Source organism: Citrobacter sp. wls718 (genome assembly GCF_005280945.1).
In the GTDB taxonomy this organism is placed as follows: domain Bacteria; phylum Pseudomonadota; class Gammaproteobacteria; order Enterobacterales; family Enterobacteriaceae; genus Citrobacter; species Citrobacter gillenii.
Window position 1 is genome coordinate 43261 of record NZ_SZWV01000052.1, and the last position, 22764, is coordinate 66024.

Annotated in this window: 19 protein-coding genes; 7 read left to right on the forward strand and 12 right to left on the reverse strand. The window is 55.9% G+C overall.

The genetic code is table 11. From position 1 onward, the window contains the following. Window positions 1-43 precede the first annotated feature (43 nt). Genes hcaB through hcaE form a run of 4 tightly spaced genes read right to left on the reverse strand, consistent with a single transcriptional unit; the run spans window position 44 to window position 3049 of the window. Entirely contained in the window at window positions 44-856 is an 813-nt protein-coding gene (gene hcaB / locus FDW95_RS10125; RefSeq protein WP_115257764.1) for a 3-phenylpropionate-dihydrodiol/cinnamic acid-dihydrodiol dehydrogenase, read from the reverse strand. After that, window positions 856-1173 (reverse strand): 3-phenylpropionate/cinnamic acid dioxygenase ferredoxin subunit, encoded by a 318-nt coding sequence (gene hcaC / locus FDW95_RS10130; protein ID WP_115257765.1) that lies wholly within the window; start codon window positions 1171-1173, stop codon window positions 856-858. The genes hcaB and hcaC overlap by 1 nt, the downstream gene beginning before the upstream one ends. Then, on the reverse strand, window positions 1173-1691 hold the full coding sequence (hcaF, locus tag FDW95_RS10135; RefSeq protein ID WP_115257766.1) for a 3-phenylpropionate/cinnamic acid dioxygenase subunit beta: 519 nt from the start codon (window positions 1689-1691) through the stop codon (window positions 1173-1175). The genes hcaC and hcaF overlap by 1 nt, the downstream gene beginning before the upstream one ends. Continuing rightward, the gene (gene hcaE / locus FDW95_RS10140; RefSeq protein WP_115257767.1) at window positions 1688-3049 is read right to left on the reverse strand and encodes a 3-phenylpropionate/cinnamic acid dioxygenase subunit alpha; all 1362 of its coding nucleotides are present in this window, start codon (window positions 3047-3049) and stop codon (window positions 1688-1690) included. The genes hcaF and hcaE overlap by 4 nt, the downstream gene beginning before the upstream one ends. Window positions 3050-3184: 135 nt before the next feature. Between hcaE and hcaR the strand changes: the two genes are divergently transcribed. After that, window positions 3185-4084 carry a DNA-binding transcriptional regulator HcaR gene (gene hcaR / locus FDW95_RS10145; protein WP_115257768.1) on the forward strand — a complete coding sequence of 300 codons (900 nt, stop codon included), beginning with the start codon at window positions 3185-3187 and terminating at the stop codon, window positions 4082-4084. On the opposite strand, the gene FDW95_RS10150 is transcribed toward hcaR, so the two are convergent. After that, a complete protein-coding gene (locus FDW95_RS10150; protein WP_115257769.1) occupies window positions 4079-5275 on the reverse strand; it encodes an ROK family transcriptional regulator in 1197 nt (398 codons plus the stop codon). The genes hcaR and FDW95_RS10150 overlap by 6 nt on opposite strands. Before the next feature lie 114 nt (window positions 5276-5389). On the opposite strand from FDW95_RS10150, the gene FDW95_RS10155 reads away from it, so the two are divergent. The 4 genes from FDW95_RS10155 to FDW95_RS10170 all read left to right on the forward strand — a co-directional run bounded on the left by FDW95_RS10155 (window position 5390) and on the right by FDW95_RS10170 (window position 12247). After that, entirely contained in the window at window positions 5390-8656 is a 3267-nt protein-coding gene (locus FDW95_RS10155) for a DUF5107 domain-containing protein (RefSeq protein ID WP_115257770.1), read from the forward strand. Window positions 8657-8728: 72 nt separating this feature from the next. Beyond that, window positions 8729-10168 carry a sugar porter family MFS transporter gene (locus tag FDW95_RS10160; RefSeq protein WP_115257771.1) on the forward strand — a complete coding sequence of 480 codons (1440 nt, stop codon included), beginning with the start codon at window positions 8729-8731 and terminating at the stop codon, window positions 10166-10168. Next, a complete protein-coding gene (locus FDW95_RS10165) occupies window positions 10168-11010 on the forward strand; it encodes an aldose 1-epimerase (protein WP_115257772.1) in 843 nt (280 codons plus the stop codon). Before FDW95_RS10160 ends, FDW95_RS10165 begins: the two co-directional genes overlap by 1 nt. Before the next feature lie 88 nt (window positions 11011-11098). Continuing rightward, a complete protein-coding gene (locus FDW95_RS10170; RefSeq protein WP_096756153.1) occupies window positions 11099-12247 on the forward strand; it encodes a 3-phenylpropionate MFS transporter in 1149 nt (382 codons plus the stop codon). Here the strand turns inward: FDW95_RS10170 and csiE are convergent. The 7 genes from csiE to FDW95_RS10205 all read right to left on the reverse strand — a co-directional run bounded on the left by csiE (window position 12242) and on the right by FDW95_RS10205 (window position 20668). Further along, on the reverse strand, window positions 12242-13519 hold the full coding sequence (csiE, locus tag FDW95_RS10175) for a stationary phase inducible protein CsiE (RefSeq protein ID WP_115257773.1): 1278 nt from the start codon (window positions 13517-13519) through the stop codon (window positions 12242-12244). The genes FDW95_RS10170 and csiE overlap by 6 nt on opposite strands. Before the next feature lie 365 nt (window positions 13520-13884). Then, window positions 13885-14484 (reverse strand): SIS domain-containing protein, encoded by a 600-nt coding sequence (locus tag FDW95_RS10180; RefSeq protein WP_115257774.1) that lies wholly within the window; start codon window positions 14482-14484, stop codon window positions 13885-13887. Beyond that, the gene (locus FDW95_RS10185; RefSeq protein ID WP_137363491.1) at window positions 14481-16118 is read right to left on the reverse strand and encodes an FGGY-family carbohydrate kinase; all 1638 of its coding nucleotides are present in this window, start codon (window positions 16116-16118) and stop codon (window positions 14481-14483) included. The genes FDW95_RS10180 and FDW95_RS10185 overlap by 4 nt, the downstream gene beginning before the upstream one ends. 17 nt (window positions 16119-16135) lie before the next feature. Beyond that, window positions 16136-17089, reverse strand: coding sequence for an ABC transporter permease (locus FDW95_RS10190; protein ID WP_096756157.1), 954 nt, complete (start codon window positions 17087-17089; stop codon window positions 16136-16138). Window position 17090: 1 nt separating this feature from the next. Continuing rightward, a complete protein-coding gene (locus FDW95_RS10195) occupies window positions 17091-18080 on the reverse strand; it encodes an ABC transporter permease (RefSeq protein ID WP_115257775.1) in 990 nt (329 codons plus the stop codon). Further along, a complete protein-coding gene (locus tag FDW95_RS10200; protein ID WP_115257776.1) occupies window positions 18073-19581 on the reverse strand; it encodes a sugar ABC transporter ATP-binding protein in 1509 nt (502 codons plus the stop codon). The genes FDW95_RS10195 and FDW95_RS10200 overlap by 8 nt, the downstream gene beginning before the upstream one ends. Before the next feature lie 103 nt (window positions 19582-19684). Further along, window positions 19685-20668, reverse strand: coding sequence for an autoinducer 2 ABC transporter substrate-binding protein (locus tag FDW95_RS10205; RefSeq protein WP_096756160.1), 984 nt, complete (start codon window positions 20666-20668; stop codon window positions 19685-19687). A gap of 413 nt (window positions 20669-21081) precedes the next feature. Between FDW95_RS10205 and FDW95_RS10210 the strand changes: the two genes are divergently transcribed. Both FDW95_RS10210 and FDW95_RS10215 read left to right on the forward strand, forming a co-directional pair. Further along, complete coding sequence (locus FDW95_RS10210; RefSeq protein WP_115257777.1) at window positions 21082-21720, forward strand: DUF1007 family protein; 639 nt, start codon at window positions 21082-21084, stop codon at window positions 21718-21720. Beyond that, window positions 21711-22691, forward strand: a complete 981-nt coding sequence (locus FDW95_RS10215; protein WP_115257778.1) for a nickel/cobalt transporter — start codon at window positions 21711-21713, stop codon at window positions 22689-22691. The genes FDW95_RS10210 and FDW95_RS10215 overlap by 10 nt, the downstream gene beginning before the upstream one ends. The last annotated feature ends 73 nt before the right edge of the window (window positions 22692-22764 follow it).

Below are 22764 nucleotides of genomic sequence, written 5' to 3' on the forward strand. Positions count from 1 at the left end.
CGCCGCCGACAATGGCGATGATATTGTGGTACATAATGCCTCCTCAGAGATCCAGTCCGGCGGCAACGTGACGAATCCCGCGAATGCCCAGACCGGCGTCGGCATTGATCATCACGCCGCTCAGCGTGCGGTTATTGCGCCGTGACGCCAGCATCACATACGGGCCGGTAAAATCTGCCGGCTCCGGGAAAAACTGCAGTGGCAAAATGGCGGCAATTTTTTCCGGCGTTAGCGACTGCATAATCGATGTATCGCTCTGACCCAGCGCCTGCGGGCCGCGCAGGTCGGTCGCCATACCGCATGGCCCCACGCCGTTGACGCGAACTTTGGGTGCCAGCTCGTAGGCTAACTGGCGAATCAGACCGGTTGCTGCATGCTTGCTGGCGGTATACAGCGGACCGCCGCCTCCGGGGTACCATGCTGCGTTGGACAGGGTAAATATGATGCTGCCTTCGCTGGCGATAAGCGCGGGGGCGCAGGCTTTGGCCCCCAACAGATAACCCAGCACGTTGACATTGAATAACTCGTGAAAGCCGGTTTCCAGCGCCTCGGCAGAGGTGTTTACCAGTGAGGCGTTATGATCCCAAATTCCCGCATTGCCGATAAAGCAATCGAGCGTACCGTATCGTGTGAGAATGTTATCCACCGCGCGCTGATAGTCGGCGTAGCGGGTGACATTCCCCTCCACCGCCAGCACATGCTCACCAAAACGCTCGCGCAGGTAGGCGACTTTGGCAGCGGAGAGCTCCAGTGTAGCGACCCGCGCACCTTCTTCAATAAAGCGCTCGACCAGCGCCAGGCCCAGGCCGGAACCGCCGCCGGTAATAAAAACGACGTTATCGCGCAAATCGCTCATCAGGCCTCCTCAGGCATATCAATAAATACCTCGCCGCCTTCCACATGCACCGCATAGGTGATCAGCTGATCGGTGGCGGGCAGGCACAACGCTTTGCCGGTTTTCAGGCAGAAACTGGCGGCGTGCAGTGGGCACTCCACGGTGGCATCGTCTTCCAGATACCCTTCCGACATCGAGGCATTACCGTGGCTGCAGCGGTCGTTAATGGCATAAAACGCACCGCCAACGTTAAACAACGCGATGACCGGCGAGGTGTCGAGCCGCAGCGCTTCACCCTCCGGCAAATCCCCTACGGGGCAGGCAAATACACGATTCATCAGAACAGTACACTCAGGTTATGGGAGGAGATCACCGCCTGATCCAGCACGATCTCACGCTCCAGTAAACGCCACTCATCGCCCGGCAAGCGGCGTACTTTGTCCACACGCATGCCAACGTATAAGGTTTCATCCCGCTCTTTTTGTGCGCGAGACAGCAGGTAGTTCAGTCGGACGCGAAACACATCGGGAACGTCGGTTTCGCTAACTTGCAGGTTGCTGATCATATGCCGAGTGCGCGACGGCGGCTCTTCTGCCCAGGCCATACCGGTTTCCAGACGTGCAATGCGGCGCTCGAGCTGATCTTTGTTGTCGTTGAAAATCCAGGTAGTCGGCGGCTGCACCCCTTTGCGGCGGTCGCGAGTCTGGGCATTCACCGTCGTACGCATGGTGTAACGGATCTCGTCGTCAAGCTGCGCCAGCCAGTCGCGAAACTTCCAGTCATCCAGCAAGCTGGCTTCGTGGTAGAGAAACTGGGTAATGCGATGATGTAGTTCCAGAGAAACTAACGCGCTCATTTCATTACCTCCTGCTGGTAAGCGGTGGTTTTTTCCTGCACTTCCTGCCAGCTTTCGCTGCTTAGCAAATCGGCCCAACGCTGGTACATCCCGCGTGCGGCGGTTTCCGAGAAGATGTAATTGGTGATCCCCGGAATGCCGTCTTCACGACGTTTTTCCTGACCTAAGCCCATTTCCAGACACAGCTGGCTGTTCCGAGCGCGGTGGCCTTTGAGCAGCTTCTGGATCTCGCACCAGTTTTCTGAATCATCTTGTTCAAGAAAACCGGCGGGGCCGAAGGCGCGCGTGGCGCTGTTTTCAAACGCGGCTTTCACGTCATCAGAGGCCGCTTTATCGGCAATACAGAACGCCCACACTTCGACCTGATCCGGCCCGCGCGGGTGCCAGATGCGTAGTGTGGCGGTGCCGTTCAGCCAGGACAGCGTCGGGAAAATGTTGTTATGACCCGCCAGACGCAGGGCGCGAACCTTGCCCAGACGTTGCTCGGCTTCGGCGTAGGTGTCGCGATAGTAGCTGGAGACGTCGCCGTCGACCCAGACGTTGGCATCGGGATTTTCAGTAAAGAAAAATCCGCTGCCGTGCCCATCCTGACCGAACTGCAGTGCATCTTTGGCGGTTTCCCACACCGGACGTGCGGTTTGCCCATCGCCGAGGCGTTTGTCGCTGCCGTCATCTTTGGCGCCGAGCACCTGCACGGCAGAAGCGTGGCTGAACAACGCGTGATACTGGTCGCTGGCGAACTGCTCAGCGGGGAATTTCCAGTTGCAGTCGATCACCCATTTCTGTACGCCGCCAACGATTTCGGTGCCGCCTTCGCGACGATCCAGCACGCCGTCCAGGTACCAGGCGATGTCGCCGAGATAATCACGCAGCGCAGGCGCGGTGGTGTCCCAGTTGCCGAAGATTAGCCCCTTGTAGCTCTCGACGCCGGGCACTTCGTTCAGCCCCCAATGGGACTTGCACAGCCCTTGCGGGTAGGCGCGTGGCTCCAGCGGCACGTCAATCAGCTCGCCGTTAATGCCGTAAGACCAACCGTGATACGGACAGGTAAAAGCGCGGGTATTGCCGCAGTCGGCGTAGCTGACACGCATGGCGCGGTGTCGGCACTGATTGAGAAAGGCTTTGATGCTGCCGTCTTTTTGTCGCACGACCACCACCGCATCCTCGCCCATGTAGGTATTGAAAAAGTCACCCGGCTTCGGGATCTGACTTTCGTGAGCGAGAAACAGCCAGCAGCGTCCGAAGATGCGTTCCAGTTCCAGTTGGTAAATGTCGGGGTCGGTATAAATCCGTGGGGTTACGCGACCATTTTGCGTGTCGATCAGTGAGTAGATGTCTAAATTTGAGGGTGTGGTCATATTTTTTAATCCCGAAAGCTAAGATGTATTGACCTTCTTTTTTTGTACCCCAAGGATGTTGCTGGTTAGTTATCAATCTGTGAAATAGTAAATATCTACCAGCTGAGACGTTTTTTCGATAACAAGGAGCAGGGTATGGAACTGAGGCACTTACGCTATTTCGTCGCGGTGGCGCAGGCGCTGAATTTCACCCGTGCGGCAGAGAAGTTGCATACCTCTCAGCCGTCGTTAAGCAGCCAGATCCGCGATTTGGAAGCCTGCGTCGGAGTGACGCTGCTGGTGCGGGATAAACGCAAAGTCGCGCTGACGGCAGCAGGGGAGTGCTTTTTGCAGGATGCGCTGGCGATCCTTGAACAGGCAGAAAATGCCAAAATTCGCGCCCGTAAGGCGGTGCAGGAAGACTGTCATTTCTCGATTGGGTTTGTCCCTTCCGCGGAGGTGAATCTGCTGCCGAAGGTTCTGCCGCTGTTTCGTTTAAAACAACCGGACACGCATATTGAACTGGTGAGCCTGATAACCACTGAGCAGGAAGAGAAAATTCTGCGCGGCGAGCTGGATGTTGGCTTAATGCGCCATCCGATTTACAGCCCGGAACTCGACTATCTGGAACTGATTCATGAGCCGCTGGTCGTGGTACTGCCAGTTAACCACCCGTTAGCCAGCGAGAAAACGATTTCAGCCCAGCAGCTGAACGGCGTGAACTTTGTCAGTACCGATCCGGCCTATTCCGGCGCGTTGGCGAAGATTGTCAAAGCGTGGTTTCAACAGCAGGAAAGCCAACCCAATATTGTGCAGGTCGCCACCAATATTCTGGTGACCATGAACCTGGTTGGTATGGGGCTGGGGGTGACTTTGATACCCGGTTATATGAATAATTTTAATACCGGCCAGGTGGTTTTTCGCCCTATCGCCGGTGATATACCGACCATTGCGTTGCTGATGGCCTGGAAAAAGGGCGAGTTGAAGCCCGCCCTGCAGGATTTTATCGCGTTGGCGCAGGATCGTTTAGCCGTGCCCCTGGCGGCATTATCATGACAGTTCGCTAAGCTGTGATTCCACATACAGATAGCCAATACCCATCAACTGCTGCGAGCGATTAAGCTGACCGAAACTTATTTGCGTGGCTCTGGCACGTGGGCTATCGCCGTGATCAAACGGATTAAACCCGGTTTGCTGTACCAGCGTATTGAGCCAGCTTTCGCCAAAGGCACAGCTGCGACCGTATAACCAAATCTGGTTAATATTTAATATATTCAAAAAGTTATATAAACTCAGGCCAATGGCGCTGGCAGCGTGCTCGGCCCACGCCTGAATACGGACATCGCCCTGTTGCCAGGCGTCAATCAGCTGATCGGTGGTCAGCGTTTCTGGATCGTAATGGGGGGCAGGCTGAGATTTCATCCACACGCGAGCCTGCTTTTTCAGGGCGCTTAATGAGGCGACCGTTTCCAGACAGCCGTAACGACCGCAGTCACAGGCGATGCCGTCAGGGTTGATTATGGTATGTCCAATCTGGCCGCTGCCAAACAAACTGCCGCGCCAGATGTTGTCGTTGATGACGAACGATGAACCAATGCCGTAATCAACGTTAATCACGCAAAAATCGCCGTTCGCCGCCGGGTTCTGCCACTTTTCCGCCAGCGCCAGCATCACGCAGTCATTATCCAGCAGGACCTGCACGCCGAGCATTTCTTCCAGCAAATACTTTATTTCCACCGCTGTTTTCCACGGTGCCTGTGGCATGGTCTTTGATGCGCCGGTAATCGGATCAACCTGACCGTGAACGCCCAGCGCGAGGTTGATTGTGACCTCAGGATAGTGCCGACGGTATTCCCGCCAGTGCGCTGCCAACGCGGTCAATAGCGCTTTTGGCGTCTCGGGATTGATCAGTTCATGCCGCCAGTCACCGACTGCGACCAGGCGCGCATCTGCCAACTGGCTGGTGATGCTGGTGGGGGTGACGTTGATGCATAATGTCCAGGCCCCTTTTTCCGGCAAATGAAAGCTGCCGCTGCTCAAACCGCGCTGGCTTAATGTCTCGCGGGAATGGTCGATCCGCCCTTCATCCATCAACTCTTCGAGAATATTGCTGACCGCCGGGATCGACAAGCCGGTGAGCTGTGCCAGTTGTGATTTGCTGAGCTGCTTTTCCCGCCACAGGTGCGATAAAAAGATCTGTTTATTCGCCTGGCGAACCCTGGCGTTGTTGAACCCCGAACGCTGCATTCACTTAACTCCCTTTACTGTATTGCGTGAGCATTGCGCATTTTAACGCCACTTAACTGCCGCAGAATAGCCTCAAGTTAAATTTTTACTTTTGTTTATTGAGTGGAGAGCGGCATGTACGGTTCAGTGAAGGTCTGGCAGGAAACGATCACCCTCCCAACGTGGACGGCAGGCGAGGAAGACGCTAACCCAATGTTCCTTGAGAAACGGGTTTATCAGGGATCTTCTGGTGCGGTGTATCCCTATGGCGTGATTGATACGCTAACCGGCAAGCGTGAAATGCGCGACTACAAAGCGGTGTGGATGGAGAATGACTTCATTCGCATCATGCTGCTGCCGGAGTTGGGGGGGCGTATTCATCGCGCCTATGACAAAGTACAACAGCGCGATTTCGTCTACTACAACGAAGTCGTCAAACCTGCGCTGGTGGGCCTGCTCGGGCCGTGGATCTCCGGCGGCATTGAGTTTAACTGGCCTCAGCATCACCGTCCCACCACCTTTATGCCGGTTGATTTTACTCAACAGCAGGGCGAGCAGGGCGAATACACGGTGTGGATGGGTGAAGTTGAGCCGATGCGTGGCTTGCAGGTGATGACAGGATTCACGCTGTATCCGGATCGCGCCCTGATTGAGATAACCGGAAAAGTGTTTAACGGTAATGCCACTCCGCGCCATTTCTTATGGTGGGCGAATCCTGCGGTGAAGGGCGGGGACGATCATCAGAGCGTGTTCCCGCCGGATGTGACTGCCGTTTTTGACCATGGTAAGCGCGATGTTTCCGCGTTCCCGATAGCGACCGGCACTTATTACAAAGTGAATTACTCCGCGGGCGTGGATATCTCACGCTACAAAAACGTGCCGGTTCCGACCTCCTATATGGCTGAAAAATCGAACTATGACTTTGTCGGCGCGTGGCACCATGGCGAACGCGGCGGACTGCTGCATGTCGCCGATCACCACGTTTCGCCAGGGAAAAAACAGTGGACCTGGGGATACGGTGAGTTTGGCGTCGCCTGGGATCGCAACCTGACCGATGACAACGGGCCGTATATTGAACTGATGACCGGGGTCTTTACTGATAATCAGCCGGACTTTACCTGGCTTGCGCCGTACGAAGAGAAAGTCTTCGTACAAAACTTCCTGCCCTACAGCGAACTCGGCATGGTGCAAAACGCCAGCACTCAACTGGCGCTGCGTCTGGTGCGTGACAATGGCCAGCTCTCTGTTGGCGTTTACGCTATTGCGCCGCTGCACGACGTGTTGGTTACGCTTTCTGCTGATGGGAAACCGTTTTATGAACAGATTCTGACCCTTGAGCCGGGGAAAAGCTGGCTGGCTGAGGTGTCCGATAGCGGTCACGAGCGGGTGACCATAGCCGTGACCCACGCGGATGGCTCGTCGCTGCTGCAATACGAAGAGCACATTGCCGAAGAATTACCGCTGCCTTCGGCCGCCGTTGCGCCGGCACTGCCAGAGGCGCTGTCCAATACCGATGAACTCTATTTTATTGGTCAGCATCTGGAACAATACAATCACGCCAGCCGTTATGCAGAGGATTATTATCGCCGCGCGCTGGAGGTTGATCCGCTGGATTACCGCAATAATGTGGCGCTGGGAACGCTGGCGCTAAACCGGGCGGACTGGGCATTGGCCGAGCACTGTGCGCGTGCGGCGCTTGAACGCGCGCATAAACTCAATAAAAATCCGCGTGATGGCGAGGCGAGCATGCTGCTGGCCGCCGCTCTGGAACGTCAGGGTGATAATGACGGTGCGTGGGAGAGTTACTACAAGGCAAGCTGGAGCGGTAACTGTCGCGATGCCGCCTTCTGGTCGCTGGCTCGTCTGGCAATGAAGCGTGCAGACTATGCTGGTGCGCTGGAGAAGGTCGATCAGAGTCTGCGTTTCAACGGCAGTAATAACCTGGCGATGGGGCTGAAAGCGTTGGTGCTGGCGAAGCTTGATCGCAGCGAGCAGGCGCTGGAATATATTCGCCAACAGCTGGCTGACTATCCGCTGAGTTACACCCTGCACTATGCGCGCTGGGCTATCGGCCAGGACGAAGATTCAGCCGCCGCACTGCTGTCCGTTACCGGGCGACGTGGTACCAATGCCTGCGAGCTGGCGGGTTGGCTGACTTCTTTGGGGCAGCAAGATGCGGCGCGCGATGTGCTGGAACTGCTCGACAGCCAGGAAACGCTGCCGATGTTGTGGCGGGCTTCACTCAGTGATAACCCTCAGTCTTTCATCATACGCGCTCGCGAGTGTCTGCAAAACCGTGTGCGATTCCCCAATACGCTGGATGAAGTGCAGATGCTACAAACGCTGGCGCATAGCGCGTTTGCCCGCTATTTGCTCGGCTGTTTCTGGTATAGCAAACGACGTTATGACGAGGCGGTCTCCTGCTGGCAATTCACGCTTGAGCAGGAGCCGGATTTTGCCCCGGTACACCGATTGCTGGGGATTTATGCCTGGAACAAGCAGCATGATGCTCAACTGGCAGAGCGTTATCTGTCGCAGGCCGTGGCGCTGGAGCCGAAAAATGCGCGCTTCCTGTTTGAGCTCGACTACCTCAATAAACTTCTGGCACAACCGGCTAAACAGCGTTTGGCAAGGCTGGAAGCCAGCAAGGAGGTGGTTTTCCATCGTGATGACCTGACGGTAGAACTGCTCAGTTTATGGAATGGCGTGGGTCACTATGATGCCGCGGCGGCCGTGCTCAACGAACGCGTGTTCCACCCGTGGGAAGGCGGTGAAGGCAAAGCCACCGGGCAGTATCTGCTCAATCAACTGCATCGGGCACTGGCCGCTATTCACATCAACGATTTCCCGGCTGCCATCGTCTTGCTGCAACAGGCGCTGCACTACCCGCAGAACCTCGGCGAAGGACGTTTACCCGGACAAACGGATAATGACATCTGGTATTTGCTGGGCCATTGCGCACAGCAGCAGGGACACCATGACGAGGCCCAGCGCTATTTTGTGCGGGCAACGCGGGGCGGTAGTTCGCTTGACGCCGGACGTTATTACAACGACCAGCCGGTGGACTATCTGTTCTGGCAAGGCATGGCGTTGAAAGCGATGGGGGACACCGCGCAAGCGGACACGCTGTTCCACAGCTTCCTGCAGTGGGTTGATACGCAGCATGACCAGGTACCGGACGTCGATTTCTTTGCCGTATCGCTGCCTGATTTAGTGGTGTTGGATACCTCTGCACACGAGAAACATCAGCAACACTGTCTGTTCATCAACGCGCTTGGGCACCTGGGGTTGGGCAATCTGCCTGCCTGCCAGCATGACCTTGATGCGCTATTGCAACGTCATCCGGCGCACGACAAAGCCTTGCTGCTGCGTCACGCCATCAACATATCGCTTTTCCAGTAACACCCTGATCGGGTGGGGGCAACCCCACCTGAAACCTTCTGTTCCCTGCGTTTCCCTGAAAGAGGAATGATAATGAATAACGCGCAGACACATTTAAAGATTGGCTATGTCTGGACTATCTGCCTGGTTGCGGCCTGCGGTGGTTTACTGTTTGGCTATGACTGGGTAGTGATTGGTGGGGCAAAACCCTTCTATGAGGCGTATTTCTCGATTACCGATCCGGCGCAGTCCGGCTGGGCGATGAGCTCGGCGCTGGTCGGCTGTATTTTTGGTGCGCTGATCTCCGGCTGGTGTGCCGACAAGTTTGGTCGAAAAATGCCGCTGATCCTCTCTGCGATACTCTTCAGTGCCTCTGCCTGGGGCACCGCCGTGGCCAGCAATTTCGATATGTTTATTGTCTATCGTATCGTCGGCGGGGTGGGGATTGGTCTGGCGTCGGCGCTGAGTCCACTGTACATCGCTGAAGTCAGCCCGGCTGAAAAGCGCGGTCGTTTTGTTGCCGTTAACCAACTGACCATCGTGATTGGCGTGCTGGCGGCGCAGCTTATCAATCTGATGATTGCTGAACCCGTTGCCACTGGCGCGACCCTGCAGGCGATTGTGGAAAGCTGGAACGGTCAGACGGGCTGGCGTTGGATGTTCGGTGCCGAGTTATTCCCCGCACTGGCGTTTCTTGTACTGATGTTCTTTGTGCCGGAATCTCCGCGCTGGTTGGTGAAGGCCGGGAAACCTGAGCGCGCACGCGCCATGCTGCAACGGATTGGCAGTACAGCGTATGCAGAGCAAACCCTGAAGGAGATTGAACACACGCTGCAAAAAGATAATCACAAGGTCGCCTGGTCTACGCTGCTGCAACCGCAGATCAAACCGATCGTGATTATTGGTATGGTGCTGGCCGTATTCCAGCAGTGGTGTGGAATCAACGTGATCTTCAACTATGCGCAGGAGATCTTTGCCTCCGCCGGGTTCGATATCAACGGTACGTTAAAATCGATCGTGGCGACGGGGATCATTAATCTGGTCTTCACCCTTGCCGCTCTGCCGCTGGTGGACAAAATTGGCCGTCGCAAACTGATGCTGTTTGGCGCATCGGGGCTGACCGTTATCTATGTGCTGATCGCCAGTGCCTACGGCTTGGGCATTATGGGATGGCCGGTGTTGGTACTGGTGTTGGCGGCAATCGCTATTTACGCCCTGACGCTGGCCCCGGTGACCTGGGTGCTTCTGTCGGAAATTTTCCCTAACCGCGTGCGTGGTCTGGCGATGTCGCTGGGTACGCTGGCACTGTGGATTGCCTGTTTCCTGCTGACCTACACCTTCCCGCTGCTCAATGCCAGCCTGGGTGCGGCCGGGAGCTTCCTGCTGTACGGTGTGATTTGTGCCATGGGTTATGTTTACGTTCTGCGCTATGTGCCGGAAACCAAGGGCGTCACCCTGGAAGCGCTGGAAGAACAGCTGGCGGCGCAGCATAGCAAAGCCAGCCCTTCGGCCCAACCACGTAGCGCCCGGTAATGGACAACCTTTTGATGCTACAAAACGCACATCTTCGGATGTGCGTTGACCCTCAGGGCGGGTCGCTGTTGAGTCTGGTGTCGTTACAACATCAACAACCGGTTTTACGTGAGGGCCAGGGGAAACAACCGGGGGATTGCGGCCTGTTCCCCATGTTACCGCTGGCTAACCGGGTGGCAGATAATCGCTTTCTGCTGCGGGGGGAAGAGGTGGTTTTGCCGCAGCATGAGGCGGACGATAAATTCTTCTTACACGGTGACGGCTGGCTGCGGCGCTGGGAGGTGGTGAATGCGACTCAAAGCGGCTGTTTGCTGCGCTTACGCGGCTGGCATCCGTGCGGTTACGACTATACGGCGCAGCTGTGCTATCAACTGGAAGCGTCCAGCCTGCATGCCTCGTTGACCCTCACCCACAGCGGTGAACGACCGATGTTGTACGGCTGTGGCTTCCATCCGTTTTTTGCCTTTGATGCGCGCAGTACGGCGCAGTTTTCTGCCAGCGGCTACTGGCCGGAAGGGGCGCAACACCTGCCGTTACCCTGGCAGCACGATATCCCACCAGCGGCTGATTTCACTCGCGCACAGTATGGCGAGGACGCTTGGCTGAACGTGGGGTATTCCGGCTGGGGCGGGCAGGCGGTCATTCAACGAGATGTGATGAAGCTCACGATTTTGGCGCAAACTCCGTGGCTTATGCTGTTCAGAATGTCGGGTGAGGAGTTCCTTTGCCTCGAACCGCAGACGCATCCGGTGAATGCCCACCACATGCCGGGCCAGCCGGGGTTACGCCTTTTAGCGCAGGGAGAACAGTGCCATTTTGCGCTGCAAATTCGCGTAGAATAGGGCAATTATCATGTTATCTGCCTGTTAATACTCGCTTGCGCCAGCCGGGGTTTATCGCCAGACTATCGCCTCCAAACGGGAGGGAATCATGGTTTTGCACTCCACGCGCTGGCTGGCGCTCGGTTATTTCACCTACTTTTTTAGCTACGGGATTTTTCTGCCTTTCTGGAGCGTGTGGCTCGAAGGGTTGGGGCTGACGCCTGAAACCATCGGCCTGCTGTTAGGCGCGGGGTTGATTGCCCGTTTTCTCGGCAGTTTGTTGATTGCGCCGCGCGTGAGCGATCCCTCTCGTCTGATTTCCGCTTTACGCATTTTAGCGCTGCTGACGCTGGTGTTTGCGCTGGCCTTCTGGGCGGGGACGCATGTGGCGTGGCTGATGGTGGTGATGGTCGGGTTTAACCTGTTCTTCTCGCCGCTGGTGCCGCTGACGGATGCGCTGGCGAATACCTGGCAAAAGCAAATCACCATGGACTATGGCCGGGTGCGGTTGTGGGGGTCTGTGGCCTTTGTGATTGGCTCGGCGCTGACCGGTAAGCTGGTGACCCTGTATGACTATCGGGTGATCCTGGTGCTGCTGTCACTGGCGTTGGCGTCAATGCTGCTGGGTATGATGATCCGCCCGAGCGTGCAGCCTGCGGGAGAAGTTCGCCAGCAGGAGAGTACCGGATGGCCAGCATGGCGTCAGCTGGTTATGCAGAGCTGGCGCTTTCTTGCCTGCGTGAGCCTGCTGCAAGGGGCGCACGCCGCCTATTATGGTTTCAGCGCTATTTACTGGCAGTCTGCCGGATATTCGGCGTCAGCGGTGGGCTATTTATGGTCACTGGGTGTGGTCGCGGAAGTGATTATCTTCGCACTCAGCCACAAGCTGTTCCGCCGCTTTAGCGCCCGCGATCTGTTGCTGCTCTCCGCCGTGTGTGGCGTGGTGCGCTGGGGGTTGATGGGCTGGAGCACCGAGCTGCCGTGGCTTATCGTGGTGCAAATCCTGCATTGCGGTACGTTTACCGTGTGTCACCTGGCGGCTATGCGCTACATTGCCGCACGCCAGAGCAGCGAAGTGATTCGTTTGCAGGCGGTCTATTCCGCCATTGCGATGGGCGGCAGTATTGCCATTATGACCGTGTTCGCTGGTTACCTGTACCAGAATATGGGCAGCGGTGTATTCTGGGTTATGGCGCTGGTGGCGCTGCCCGCCATCGTCTTGCGGCCTAAAGTGACGGCGCAATCACCGGTGTTATGATTCGAGGATTTTGCGGATCTGCTGCTGCTGATGCAGCGTAAGCGACAGATCCGCATGAATCAACGGCGGTGAAAACAGCGGTAGCGGCGTGGTGTACGGGGTAATAATCAGCGCCACGCCACGCGGCGAGCCCTGTTTCTGAAAGTCCTGCATCGGCATATGTTTTACGTTCAGCGGCAGCAGGGTCAGCTCACGCAATTGCTGCTCAATATGCGTCTCCAGTCGTTCATTATTGCCCGTCAGCAGAATGATTTGCTTCTCGTGCAGATCTTTTTCCTGCATCAGCCATGCGCCAAAAATGACGGCGACCAGCCCCGCTTCTTCTTCAGAAAAATGCACCTCGTATTCCGCTTCAAATCCCTTGAGCGCTTCTCGCGTGGTGCGCACCAGCCGGGGATAGAGCCGACTGAACTCCTCCGGCAGGGTGTTATCAATGCCAATCGCGAACACGCTACGGTTCAACGCCTGAGCAAGATGCACGTACAACTGGTCGTTCAATCCTTGTTCGTCGCTGAAGCGGACGTTGCCGCTCTCGCGAAAACGTAGCACCAGTCGGGCAATGGCCAGACGCAGGCGGCGGTCCTGCTGATGGTTATCGCGAATGGGATCGGGGATGCGGATCATCGAGAACAGCAGCGCCATAAACAGCGACTCGCCCGGTGGCGCACTTTGCATCACACGGCGCTGCCAGTGACGACCGATTTCTTCGGCGAGCGCATACTCGGCGCAGGATTGCGCCCAGCGCTGTTGTAGCGGGTTAAACTCCGGGTGGAGCCCGGCGTGATGTTGCAGCAGGCTGTACTGTAAAAACAGGCGCAGAAACTGGACATCCCGGCATTCAAACGGCTTTTGCAGTCGCCGGGAACAGAGGTTGATGAGCGCATGCAGATTGGTGTCGTCATACAGCGTGCGGGCGATGCCGCGTTGTTTGAGCTGCATTTTTAACGCTGGTGTGAACTGCCCGGTGATAAAGCCCGGGCACAGCCGCAGGCCGCGTCGTAGCCAGTGCAGAAAGCACAATCGTTGATTGAGTGCCGATCCTTCGATCTGGTAGCCACCATTCTGCGTGGCAATTATAGTAAGGCGATGATAACGCTGGATTTCAATCCCCGCGCCGATGATATCCTCGCGGACCACATCGTCTTCGACGCCATTGAGGGCGCTAAATGTCTGGGTGGTCGCGATTTGCCCCGGCTGGAACAGCGTCAGCAGCACATGGCAGCGGCGCTGGGGAGCAGAAAGTACAGATGGCGGGGCAAGCGTTGACATCATCTGTAGAGTCTCCCGAAAGTATGTTTGGTAAGAATAGCTAAAGTTTGCTCATAGAAATGAAGAATGGAATCCTTTCCGCCAGGAATGCTGGAGACCGTCACAGAATTTTTAACGCGAGGAACAGTGGGCGGGAGTTAAACGCAGCGCGTTAACACGCTTTTTCACTGTTTTATCTTTTGTTGCAATATAAAAAAACACTACCAGTGGCTGTACTGTTTGTCAGTTAAGCATTATGGAGAACATGTGATTCCGGCTCAGGGTCACGTTCACGGGTACTATCATTTCAGATAAGTGAAAAACATAAGGTGAACGTAGCAATACACCGGAGGCAACAGATCCATTACCTCCGGAACAGCTGTCTGGCGTTACTGCCCACGGCTCAGCGTTAATCCCACATCGCCGCCAGGATGCACGGCTAACAGCGTTTCTTTAGAGTAGCCACTCTCGCTCATCAGACAGGCGCAGGCGGCATCAAATATCGCCAGGACCAGAATAATGGAGGTGGTCGCCAGCATGTCCAGCGGATCGGCCTCGCGCTGTACGCCGGTGGAAATCACCAGCCGGGAGGCGCTGGCGATGGCGGAGTTTGGGTTTTCCGTCACGCTAATGATCGGCACGTTCCTCGCAGCCAGTCCCGGCAGCAGTCGGGTAAGCTCATCTGAATTCCCTCCGCGCGACAGCATAATCACCCGATCGTCTGCGCGTAAAAAACCCAGGTCGCCATGAGCGGCGTCGGTGGCATTGAGGTAAATTGCCGGGCGTTCGACGCAGGCCAGCATATGCGCCACTTTACGTGCGGCAATGCCGGACGTACCGACGCCAGTGACGACAATTTTTCCTGTGCAGTCGCGCAGTTCGGTCATTAAAGACTGCCAGGTCTGCTCTGTCAGATGCTGGCCCAATCCCGCCAGAGCCTCACTGTAGAGCTGCCATACGCCGGTCGCCTGGGACCATGAATCACTCATGCGTCCTCCTGCATCAACTGGCGGTATTTCATATGGTCCTGGTACATCTCGTGGAAAACCCGGTATTTGCGATCGTAGTACTGCTTAATACGGTTGGTTTGCGGGGTGACCGTTTTACCAATGCGGCTCATCGCTGACATCGCTTCCGGGAAGGTATCGAACACACCTGCGGCGAGGGTTCCCATCATGGCGCTGCCCAGCAGCATGGCTTCACTTTCTTCCGGTAGCAGCATCGCACAGCCGGTGGCGTTGGCATGTTCCTGCACGAAAATTGGGTTTTTCGTGCCGCCGCCGCTGGCCATAATGGTATCGATGGTATACCCGCTTTGGTTCATCGTTTCGATAATATGCCGCGTCCCCAGCGCAATGGCCTGAATGGTCGCCAGATACTGCAGCGCCATATCTTCCGGCGTCCGGGACAGCTTCAAGCCGGTAATTGCACCGGTGAGCGTAGGGTTGGCGCGCGGGGAACGGTTACCGTGGAAATAGGGCAGAATGTGCATATCGCGGGTCAGAAACGCGATATCTTCCGGTTCGCCGGCCATTTTACGCAGCAGCGCATTCAGCACTTCGTAAATGGTCTGTCCCTGTGATTTTGCCTGCGCCAGCAACGTGTCGTAGCACGGGTGTGACTGAATAACGTGGTCGATTAACGCGCCGGTGGCCGACTGTCCGCTTTCGTTGAGCCAGTATTGCGGCAGGACGGCGGAGTAGTAAGGACCCCAGACGCCGCTGATAAAGCGCGGCTCTTTAGAAATTGCCATATGACCGGTGGACGTGCCGCCAATCAGCGCGACGCGGCGGTCAAAATCAGCTACTTCGCCGGTCACACCGCTGGCGCCGAGGGTGCCCAGCGTTCCGGCGTGGGCATCAATAATCGACACGCTGACCGCGGTCCCTGGGATCAGACCCATTTCGCTGGCGGCCCGTGCAGAAAGGCCATGACCGAGCGGTTCCCCCATCGTTTTCACGTCGCGGCCAATTTTAGCGGCATCGTGCTCCAACAAGTCTTCCAGCCCAATCTGGCGGAAATAGCTGGCATCCCATTTGTCCTCATGACCCATATAGGTCCATTTACACACCGTCGAGCACAGCGAGCGCGTGTCGTCGCCGGTCGCGCGCCAGGTGAGGAAATCCGGCAGGTCAAAGTAGTAGCCCGCATTGGCCCAGGTGTTGGGCATATGCTGCTTCAGCCACAGCAGTTTTGGCGTTTGCATTTCCGGTGAGATAATCCCGCCGACGTAGTCCAGCACTCGATGATGCAGGGCGTTAATGCGCTCGGCTTGAGTAATGGCACGGTGATCCATCCACACAATAATGTTTTGTTCGCTGCGCCCGGAAGGGCTGATGGTCAGCGGTTTACCTTCTTTATCGAGCACCACCAGCGAGCAGGTGGCGTCGAAGCCCAGACCTTTCACCTGAATCGGGTTGATATCTGACTGGTTAATCGCATCACGAACCGCGTTACACACTGCCTGCCAGATGTTATCTGAGGATTGCTCAACGAAATCGGCCTGCGGACGGTAAATCTCAATCGCCCGGCTGGCCTGACCGACCATTCTACCGTTGAGATCAAACACGCCTGCACGGGCGCTACCGGTTCCGACATCCACACCAATAAAGTAACTTGCCATAATTTTTTCTCCTGGAATCAGGCTTTACGATTCTGTAATGCGATAAAGAGGATCAGCACCGCGCCCCACAGCGCCATCGTCAGATAGCTACTGACCCCCAGCAAGTTAAGGCCGCTTTCCAGCATTTGCAGCACAATGAGCGCCAGCACCAGGCCGATAATACGCCCGAAGCCGCCATCCGGGTTGATGCCACCCAGCACCGAGGCGAGGATGGTGACCAGCAGATAGGATTCGCCGTATCCGGCTTTTGCCGAGTTAAATTTCGCCATCATCAGGATGGCGGCTACCCAGCCGAGCAGGGCCGAAATGACGTACACGGAGATCTGTACCCGTACCGTATTCACGCCGCTGTAGCGGGTTGCCTGTTCGTTGGACCCGACGAGATACAGGCTGCGCCCAAGTGTGGTGTGTTCCAGCAATACCCACAGCAGGATGGCCACGAGGAAAAAGAGCAGTAGCGCCACGGGGATACCGGCAATCGTGCCGTTACCCAGGTATTGAATAGCGGTCGGGAAGCCGGAAATGACCGTGCCGTTAGAGAGCAGAATATTCAGCCCGGAGATAAGCGTCATGGTGCCGAGCGTGGCGAGGATCGGCGACACGCCGACCCAGGCGATCAGCGCGCCATTCAGCGTACCAATGGCTACCGCCACGGCAGCTCCCGCCAGCAGGGCGATGACCAGGAACAGAGGGTTATCCGGATGGGCGACAATGATTGCCGCCATTACCAGCGAGCAGGCGTTAGCTCCGGCAATAATGGACAGGTTAATGCCGCCGGTCAGCATGGTCATGCCCATTCCCAGCGCCAGCATGCCGAGGATCGGTAGCTGTGAGCTGATGGACTGGAAGTTAGCCACGCTGAAAAAACGGCTGCCAAGCAGGGCCGAGAAGACCAGCGCGACGACCACAATAATGATGCATTGCAGACGAATGATGGCATCACCGGGTAAAAATCTGGCGATTGTTTTCATCTCAAAGCTCCCTTGCCAGTTTACGTTTTTCGTTCCAGGCCGTGGCGCTAATGCTGACCAGGATAATGGCGCCGCTGAACACGGTGTGCCAGTAAGAGGAGACGCTCAGCAGCGTCAGGCCGTTTTGTAAGAAGGCCAGCAGGACAACGCCGAGCAGCGTTCCGGTCAGGGTACCGCGTCCACCGCTCATGCTGGTTCCCCCGAGCACGACCGCCGCCAGTACCGTCAACTCAAAACCGAGCAGGGAGTTGGGCGCGACGGATTGGGTGATTTGCGCCTGCACCACGGCGGCAACGCCTGCCAGAATCCCCATGTAGCCGTACACGTAGAAATGCAGCTTCAGCAAATTCAGACCCAGGCGCGACGCCGCGTCGCGGTTGCCGCCCATGGCGTAAACCTGGCGGCCGAGGCGGGTATAGTTCATCAGTACGGCAGTCACAATAATCACCGCCGCCAGACACAGCAGGGGCTGGGTCAGTCCGTAGTCGTAGCCGTCCGCTGCGGTGAACGAGAACCAGTTGATGCCGTTCATGAACCAGTCCGGGAAGCCATACAGCCAGGTACCTTTAGTGGCGTACACCAGCAGGCCGTAGTAGACGTTCAGCGTGGCGATGGTAATGATGATCGCCGGTACGCGCAGCCAGTAGACCAGAAAGCCGTTAATAAGCCCGAGCAGCAGTCCGACGGCAATGGCAATAACCAGCGCCAGCGCAAAGTTGCCGCCGTGGCCGATCACCCAACTGGCCATCGCGTACTGGGCAATGGCGGTCATCGCCGGGAATGAAATATCGATTCCACCGGAAATCAGCACCACAAACAGGCCGCAGGCCAGAATGCCGAGAATGGCGTAGCTGGTGGCGACGTCCGTAAGGTTCCCCAGCGACAGGAACTCATCGGTACTAACGCTTAGTCCTACGGCGAGTGCCACCACCAGCAGGCCCAGCCAGAATTCATGTTGCCCGAGCAAACGGGAGAAATGCAGACTATTCATTGATGACCTCGACCACTTCAGCAATCTCCTCTTCACGACACTGATGAGGATTAAATTCCGCCACCAGTTTGCCGCGACGCATCACCAGCACGCGGTGGCTGTTGTAATAGGCTTCCGGGATCTCATCGCAGATCATCAGCACCGCCATTCCCTGCTCGGCCAGATCGCGGGCAATCTGGTAAATGCCTTCTTTGTTGGCAATGTCGACGCCAACGGTGGGGGAATCGAGGATCAGGATGCGCGGATGGGTCGCCACCCATTTGGCAATGGCGATACGCTGGGCGTTGCCGCCGGATAGCGTTTTGACCGGCAGGTGCGGATCGGACACTTTGATGTTCAGCTCGCGGATAAGATCAGCGACCAGCTTCTGTGCTTTAGCATGGTCGAGCAGGCCGCTGCGGGTGTGCAGTTGATCGAAGACCGTGACGATAGTGTTGTCGTAGATCGACTGCTCCATGATCAGTCCCTGCGTCAGGCGATCTTCTGAGACGTAACCGATCCCGTGCTGAATGGCATCGTGGTTATTACGCAACCGGACCGGCTGACCGTTAATGCGCATTTCACCGCTCTCTGGGTGGGTCATGCCAAACAGGCTCAGACACAGCTCGGTGCGCCCGGCGCCCAGCAGGCCGACAATCGAGACAATCTCACCACCGTGCAGTGACAAATTAATATTCTGGTATTTTCCGCGACGGCTCAGGTTGCGCAGTTCCAGCAACGGTTCGTGGGAGTCGAATGACTTCTCCGGCAGCGGGCTGTAATGGAAGCGTTGCCCGGTCATCAGGAAGGCCAGTTCGTGGCTGTCCAGTTCGCTGGCAGGATACGTGCCGACCAGTTTCCCGTCGCGCATCACGCTGATCCGGTCAGCCACCTCCATCACTTCATCAAGACGATGGCTGACAAATACCACGCAAATGCCGGCGGCTTTCAGTTCGTTAACCACCCGCAGCAGGCCGTTGACTTCCTGACGGGTTAACGAGGCGGTGGGTTCATCCATGATGACCAGCCGTGCGTCGGCGGCAATCGCCCGGCAAATCGCCACCAGTTGGCGGTCGGCGATGGAGAGTTTCTCGACCTTTTTGTCCGGATCGAGGGTTACGCCAATGCGCTTTATGGCTGCCAGCGCTTGTTGTTTCATGGCGCCGCGACGTACCCATATATCACCGCCGGGCAGGTAGCGGTTAACCGCAATATTTTCCGCGACGCTAAAATTGGGGAATAGCGACAGATCCTGATAGATGACCTGGATGCCATAGTGAGAAGAAAGCTGTGGCGTCAGGTGATGGAACAGCTTGCCATCAAGTAAAATCTGCGCGCCTTTTTCAGGGTGATAGACCCCTGAGATCACTTTAATGATGGTGCTCTTGCCACAGCCGTTTTGGCCCGCCAGACAGTGAACTTCGCCTTTTTTCAGCGTCAGATTCACGTTATCCAGCGCCAGCACGCCCGGGAATTGTTTGCTGATATTCTCAAGAGTGATAAATGCGGTGGTGTCTGCCATGGACAATACCCCTGCGAGCGTCCTGACGGACGCTGAGTGTGAGTGTGGTGGATAGCGCCGACCAGGCGGTCGGCGTTAAGGTTCCCTGGTGTTGGCTAAAGCCTTAGAAACCGAGTGATTGCGCGTTGTCTTTGGTGACTTCGAGGATCTTGTTAAAACGGATCACTTTCTTCTCCATGTCGATATCGGCTTTCCCTAAACCATCGATACTCAGATCGGTATTGACCTCTTTGCCTTGCAGCAGTTGGTCAGCAACCGTCACCAGTGCGTAGCCCGCATCTTTCGGGTCCCACAACAGTGCTTTTTTGATATCTCCACGCATCAGGTAAGGTGCGGCCTGGGCTGGCATGGCGATACCGACGACGGCAATTTTATCCTTGGCGCGTTTTTTCTGTACGGCCTGGCCTGCCCCAATCGGACCCAGTGAACCGAAGCCGATAATCCCTTTCATTTGTGGATAGGTTTTCATCAGATCCAGCGTCGTGGAATAGGACTTATCAATACTTTCCGCTACCGGCAGACGCGAGGTCACTTCGAACATCTCCGGGTATTTTTCTTTCTGATACTTAATCGCATAGTCGGCCCATGCGTTATGCAACGGCACGGTCAGCGAACCGACATAGATTGCATAACCCCCTTTGCCGCCCATACTTTTCGCCAGCTCATCAACGTTGGCCTGCGCATATTTTTCACTGTCGATGGTTTCGATATCCCACTGGCCGATTTGCTCGTCCGGGGATTCGTGCGTCAGGACCACAATGCCTTTCTCGCGCGCTTTTTTCAGTACCGGCTCAAGGACCTTGGCATCGTTTGGCACTACGATTATCGCATTCACGTTTTTGGCGATCAGATCTTCAATCACTTTCACTTGCTGAGCCGGGTCTGGCGTAGACGGACCGGTCTGGTAAGCGTTCACATCCAGTTTTTTTGCTGCTTCGTTAACGCCGGTTTCCATACGGTTAAACCAGGGAATACCAGTGACTTTGGCAACCACAGCAATTTCATATTTTTCCGCCGCAAAGGACGTACCGGACAACATGCATGCAGAAACCAGGGTTGCACTAAGTAATGCGAGTTTGAATTTCATAGTTGTACCTTTAGTAGGGGGCAGGGCATGTCACGGCGTGAGGTTAACAACGAAGGGAAGAGGGAATGAATCATAAATTCCGTGAATGTGATCTATGCCCATTTTTGTAAAATACAGGATCTATTTGAGTTAATTTTTAGTTAAATGTGAAGGCTTTCGCGTGTGTGAAGTCAAATTTATTGTTATCAAACAATTAAAATGAAACCAAATATTAACATTTTGTTATCATTTGCATTAAGGGGATACGGTAAATCCTCTTTATTTTCGTTGCCAATGATGAACAAATTCTCGAAATTGAGAACTGAATCGATACCGGAAAAGGGGCCCAATATTTTATCGTTCAATGCTATCCTCAGCGTATTCTCGCCAACGACGTCCTTTTGATGGCGGGCTGGATTTATTGTGGAGAAATCATGCCGCGTGTTAAACGCATCATTGTCACGTTGTTTCTGGTCGTCCTGTCTTTTGGCGCGGGCGCGCATCCTCACAGTTTTATTCATCTGAAAACCGAAATGGTGAGTGAAAATAACCAGTTTGTGGCGTTGAAAATGCGCTGGACGATGGATGAAATCACCTCCGCTGACCTGCTGTACGATGCGGGCAATGCCAAACCGGGGGATGAGATCTGGAAAAAACTGGCTGCGGAAGTGATGGCCAATGTCCTCGGACAGCACTATTTCACCGAAGTGTGGCACAACGGGCAAAAGGTAAAATTTAAAAATCGCCCGACGGAATATGGCATGGAGCGCGAGGAACATCAGGCGGTGCTGACGTTTGTACTGCCGTTGGCCCAACCACAGCCGCTTGCCGGACAGACTTATAGTATTTCCACGTTTGATCCCACCTACTACGTGGATATGAGTTACGACCAGGACCGCGATGCCACGCTGGCGCCGGGCTTCAGCAAGCAATGCCGGATTAGCGTGCATACCCCGACGCCTAATGAACAAACGCTGAGCTTTGCGCAGTCACTGGATAAAGAAGACGCGCCGCCGGAGGATATGGAGTTGGGTAAACAATTTGCGCAGACGGTAACGCTACAATGTCAGTAGTTTATCAACAACGCGTAGCCAGACGCCGCTGGCTCATGCTATGGCCACTGGCGCTCTTTTTACTGCTGGCGATCGGTGGCGTGCTGTGGATCTGGCAGGCCTGGCCGCAGGTGATGGTGCAAAGTATTCTCTGGCAACGGGACGTTAACCAGCAGATGAGCGGCTTGCTGAAAGCGGTGGCCGCCAATCCCACCCGTGCGGGCGGATCGCTGCTGCTGTTTAGCTTTATTTATGGGGTATTGCACGCGCTGGGTCCGGGGCACGGGAAAATCGTCATTACCACCTGGCTGGCGACGCATCCCTCGAAGCTGAGGTCGAGCATCGGGCTGACGCTGGCCTCGTCCTTATTACAGGGGCTGGTGGCGATCGGTCTGGTCGTTGTGGTGCTCACGGTACTGCAACTGCCCGCCCGGCAACTGCATATGAGCAGTTTCTGGCTGGAGAAAGCCAGCTATGCGCTGGTCGGCGTGTTGGGGGTTTTACTGTGTTGGCGGGCGTTAAAAAAAATACGCGCGCTGCTGCGTCGCCCGACATTTACCGCTTTCACACCGCATCATGTGCATGATGAACGCTGTGGTTGCGGGCATCAGCATGTGCCCAACCCGGAACAGCTGCAAAGCGGCGATGACTGGCGCGCCCGGCTGATGATCATTCTCTCGATGGGAATGCGCCCTTGTTCTGGCGCCATAATGGTGCTGCTGTTTAGTAAAGTGGTGGGCGTCTTTGGCTGGGGCATGGCGTCGGCGCTGGCGATGGCAGCGGGAACCTCTCTGACCATTACTTCTCTGGCATTACTGGTACACAGTTTTCGGACGATGGCGCTGAAACTCAGCGGCAATAAAGCGCCGGTATTGTGGCGACAGATGGCCTGGACCACGCTGGCACTGGCCGGTGGTGCGATTTTAGTGGTTGCTGCGGTGGTGATGTGGGTGAGTGCGGTGCCAGTGGGAAGGGGATTACGACCGTTTTAGGTTAGTAAGCGGTATGAGTATGAAATGTAGGCCGGACAAGACGCGTCAGCGTCGCATCCGGCACCACAACTGA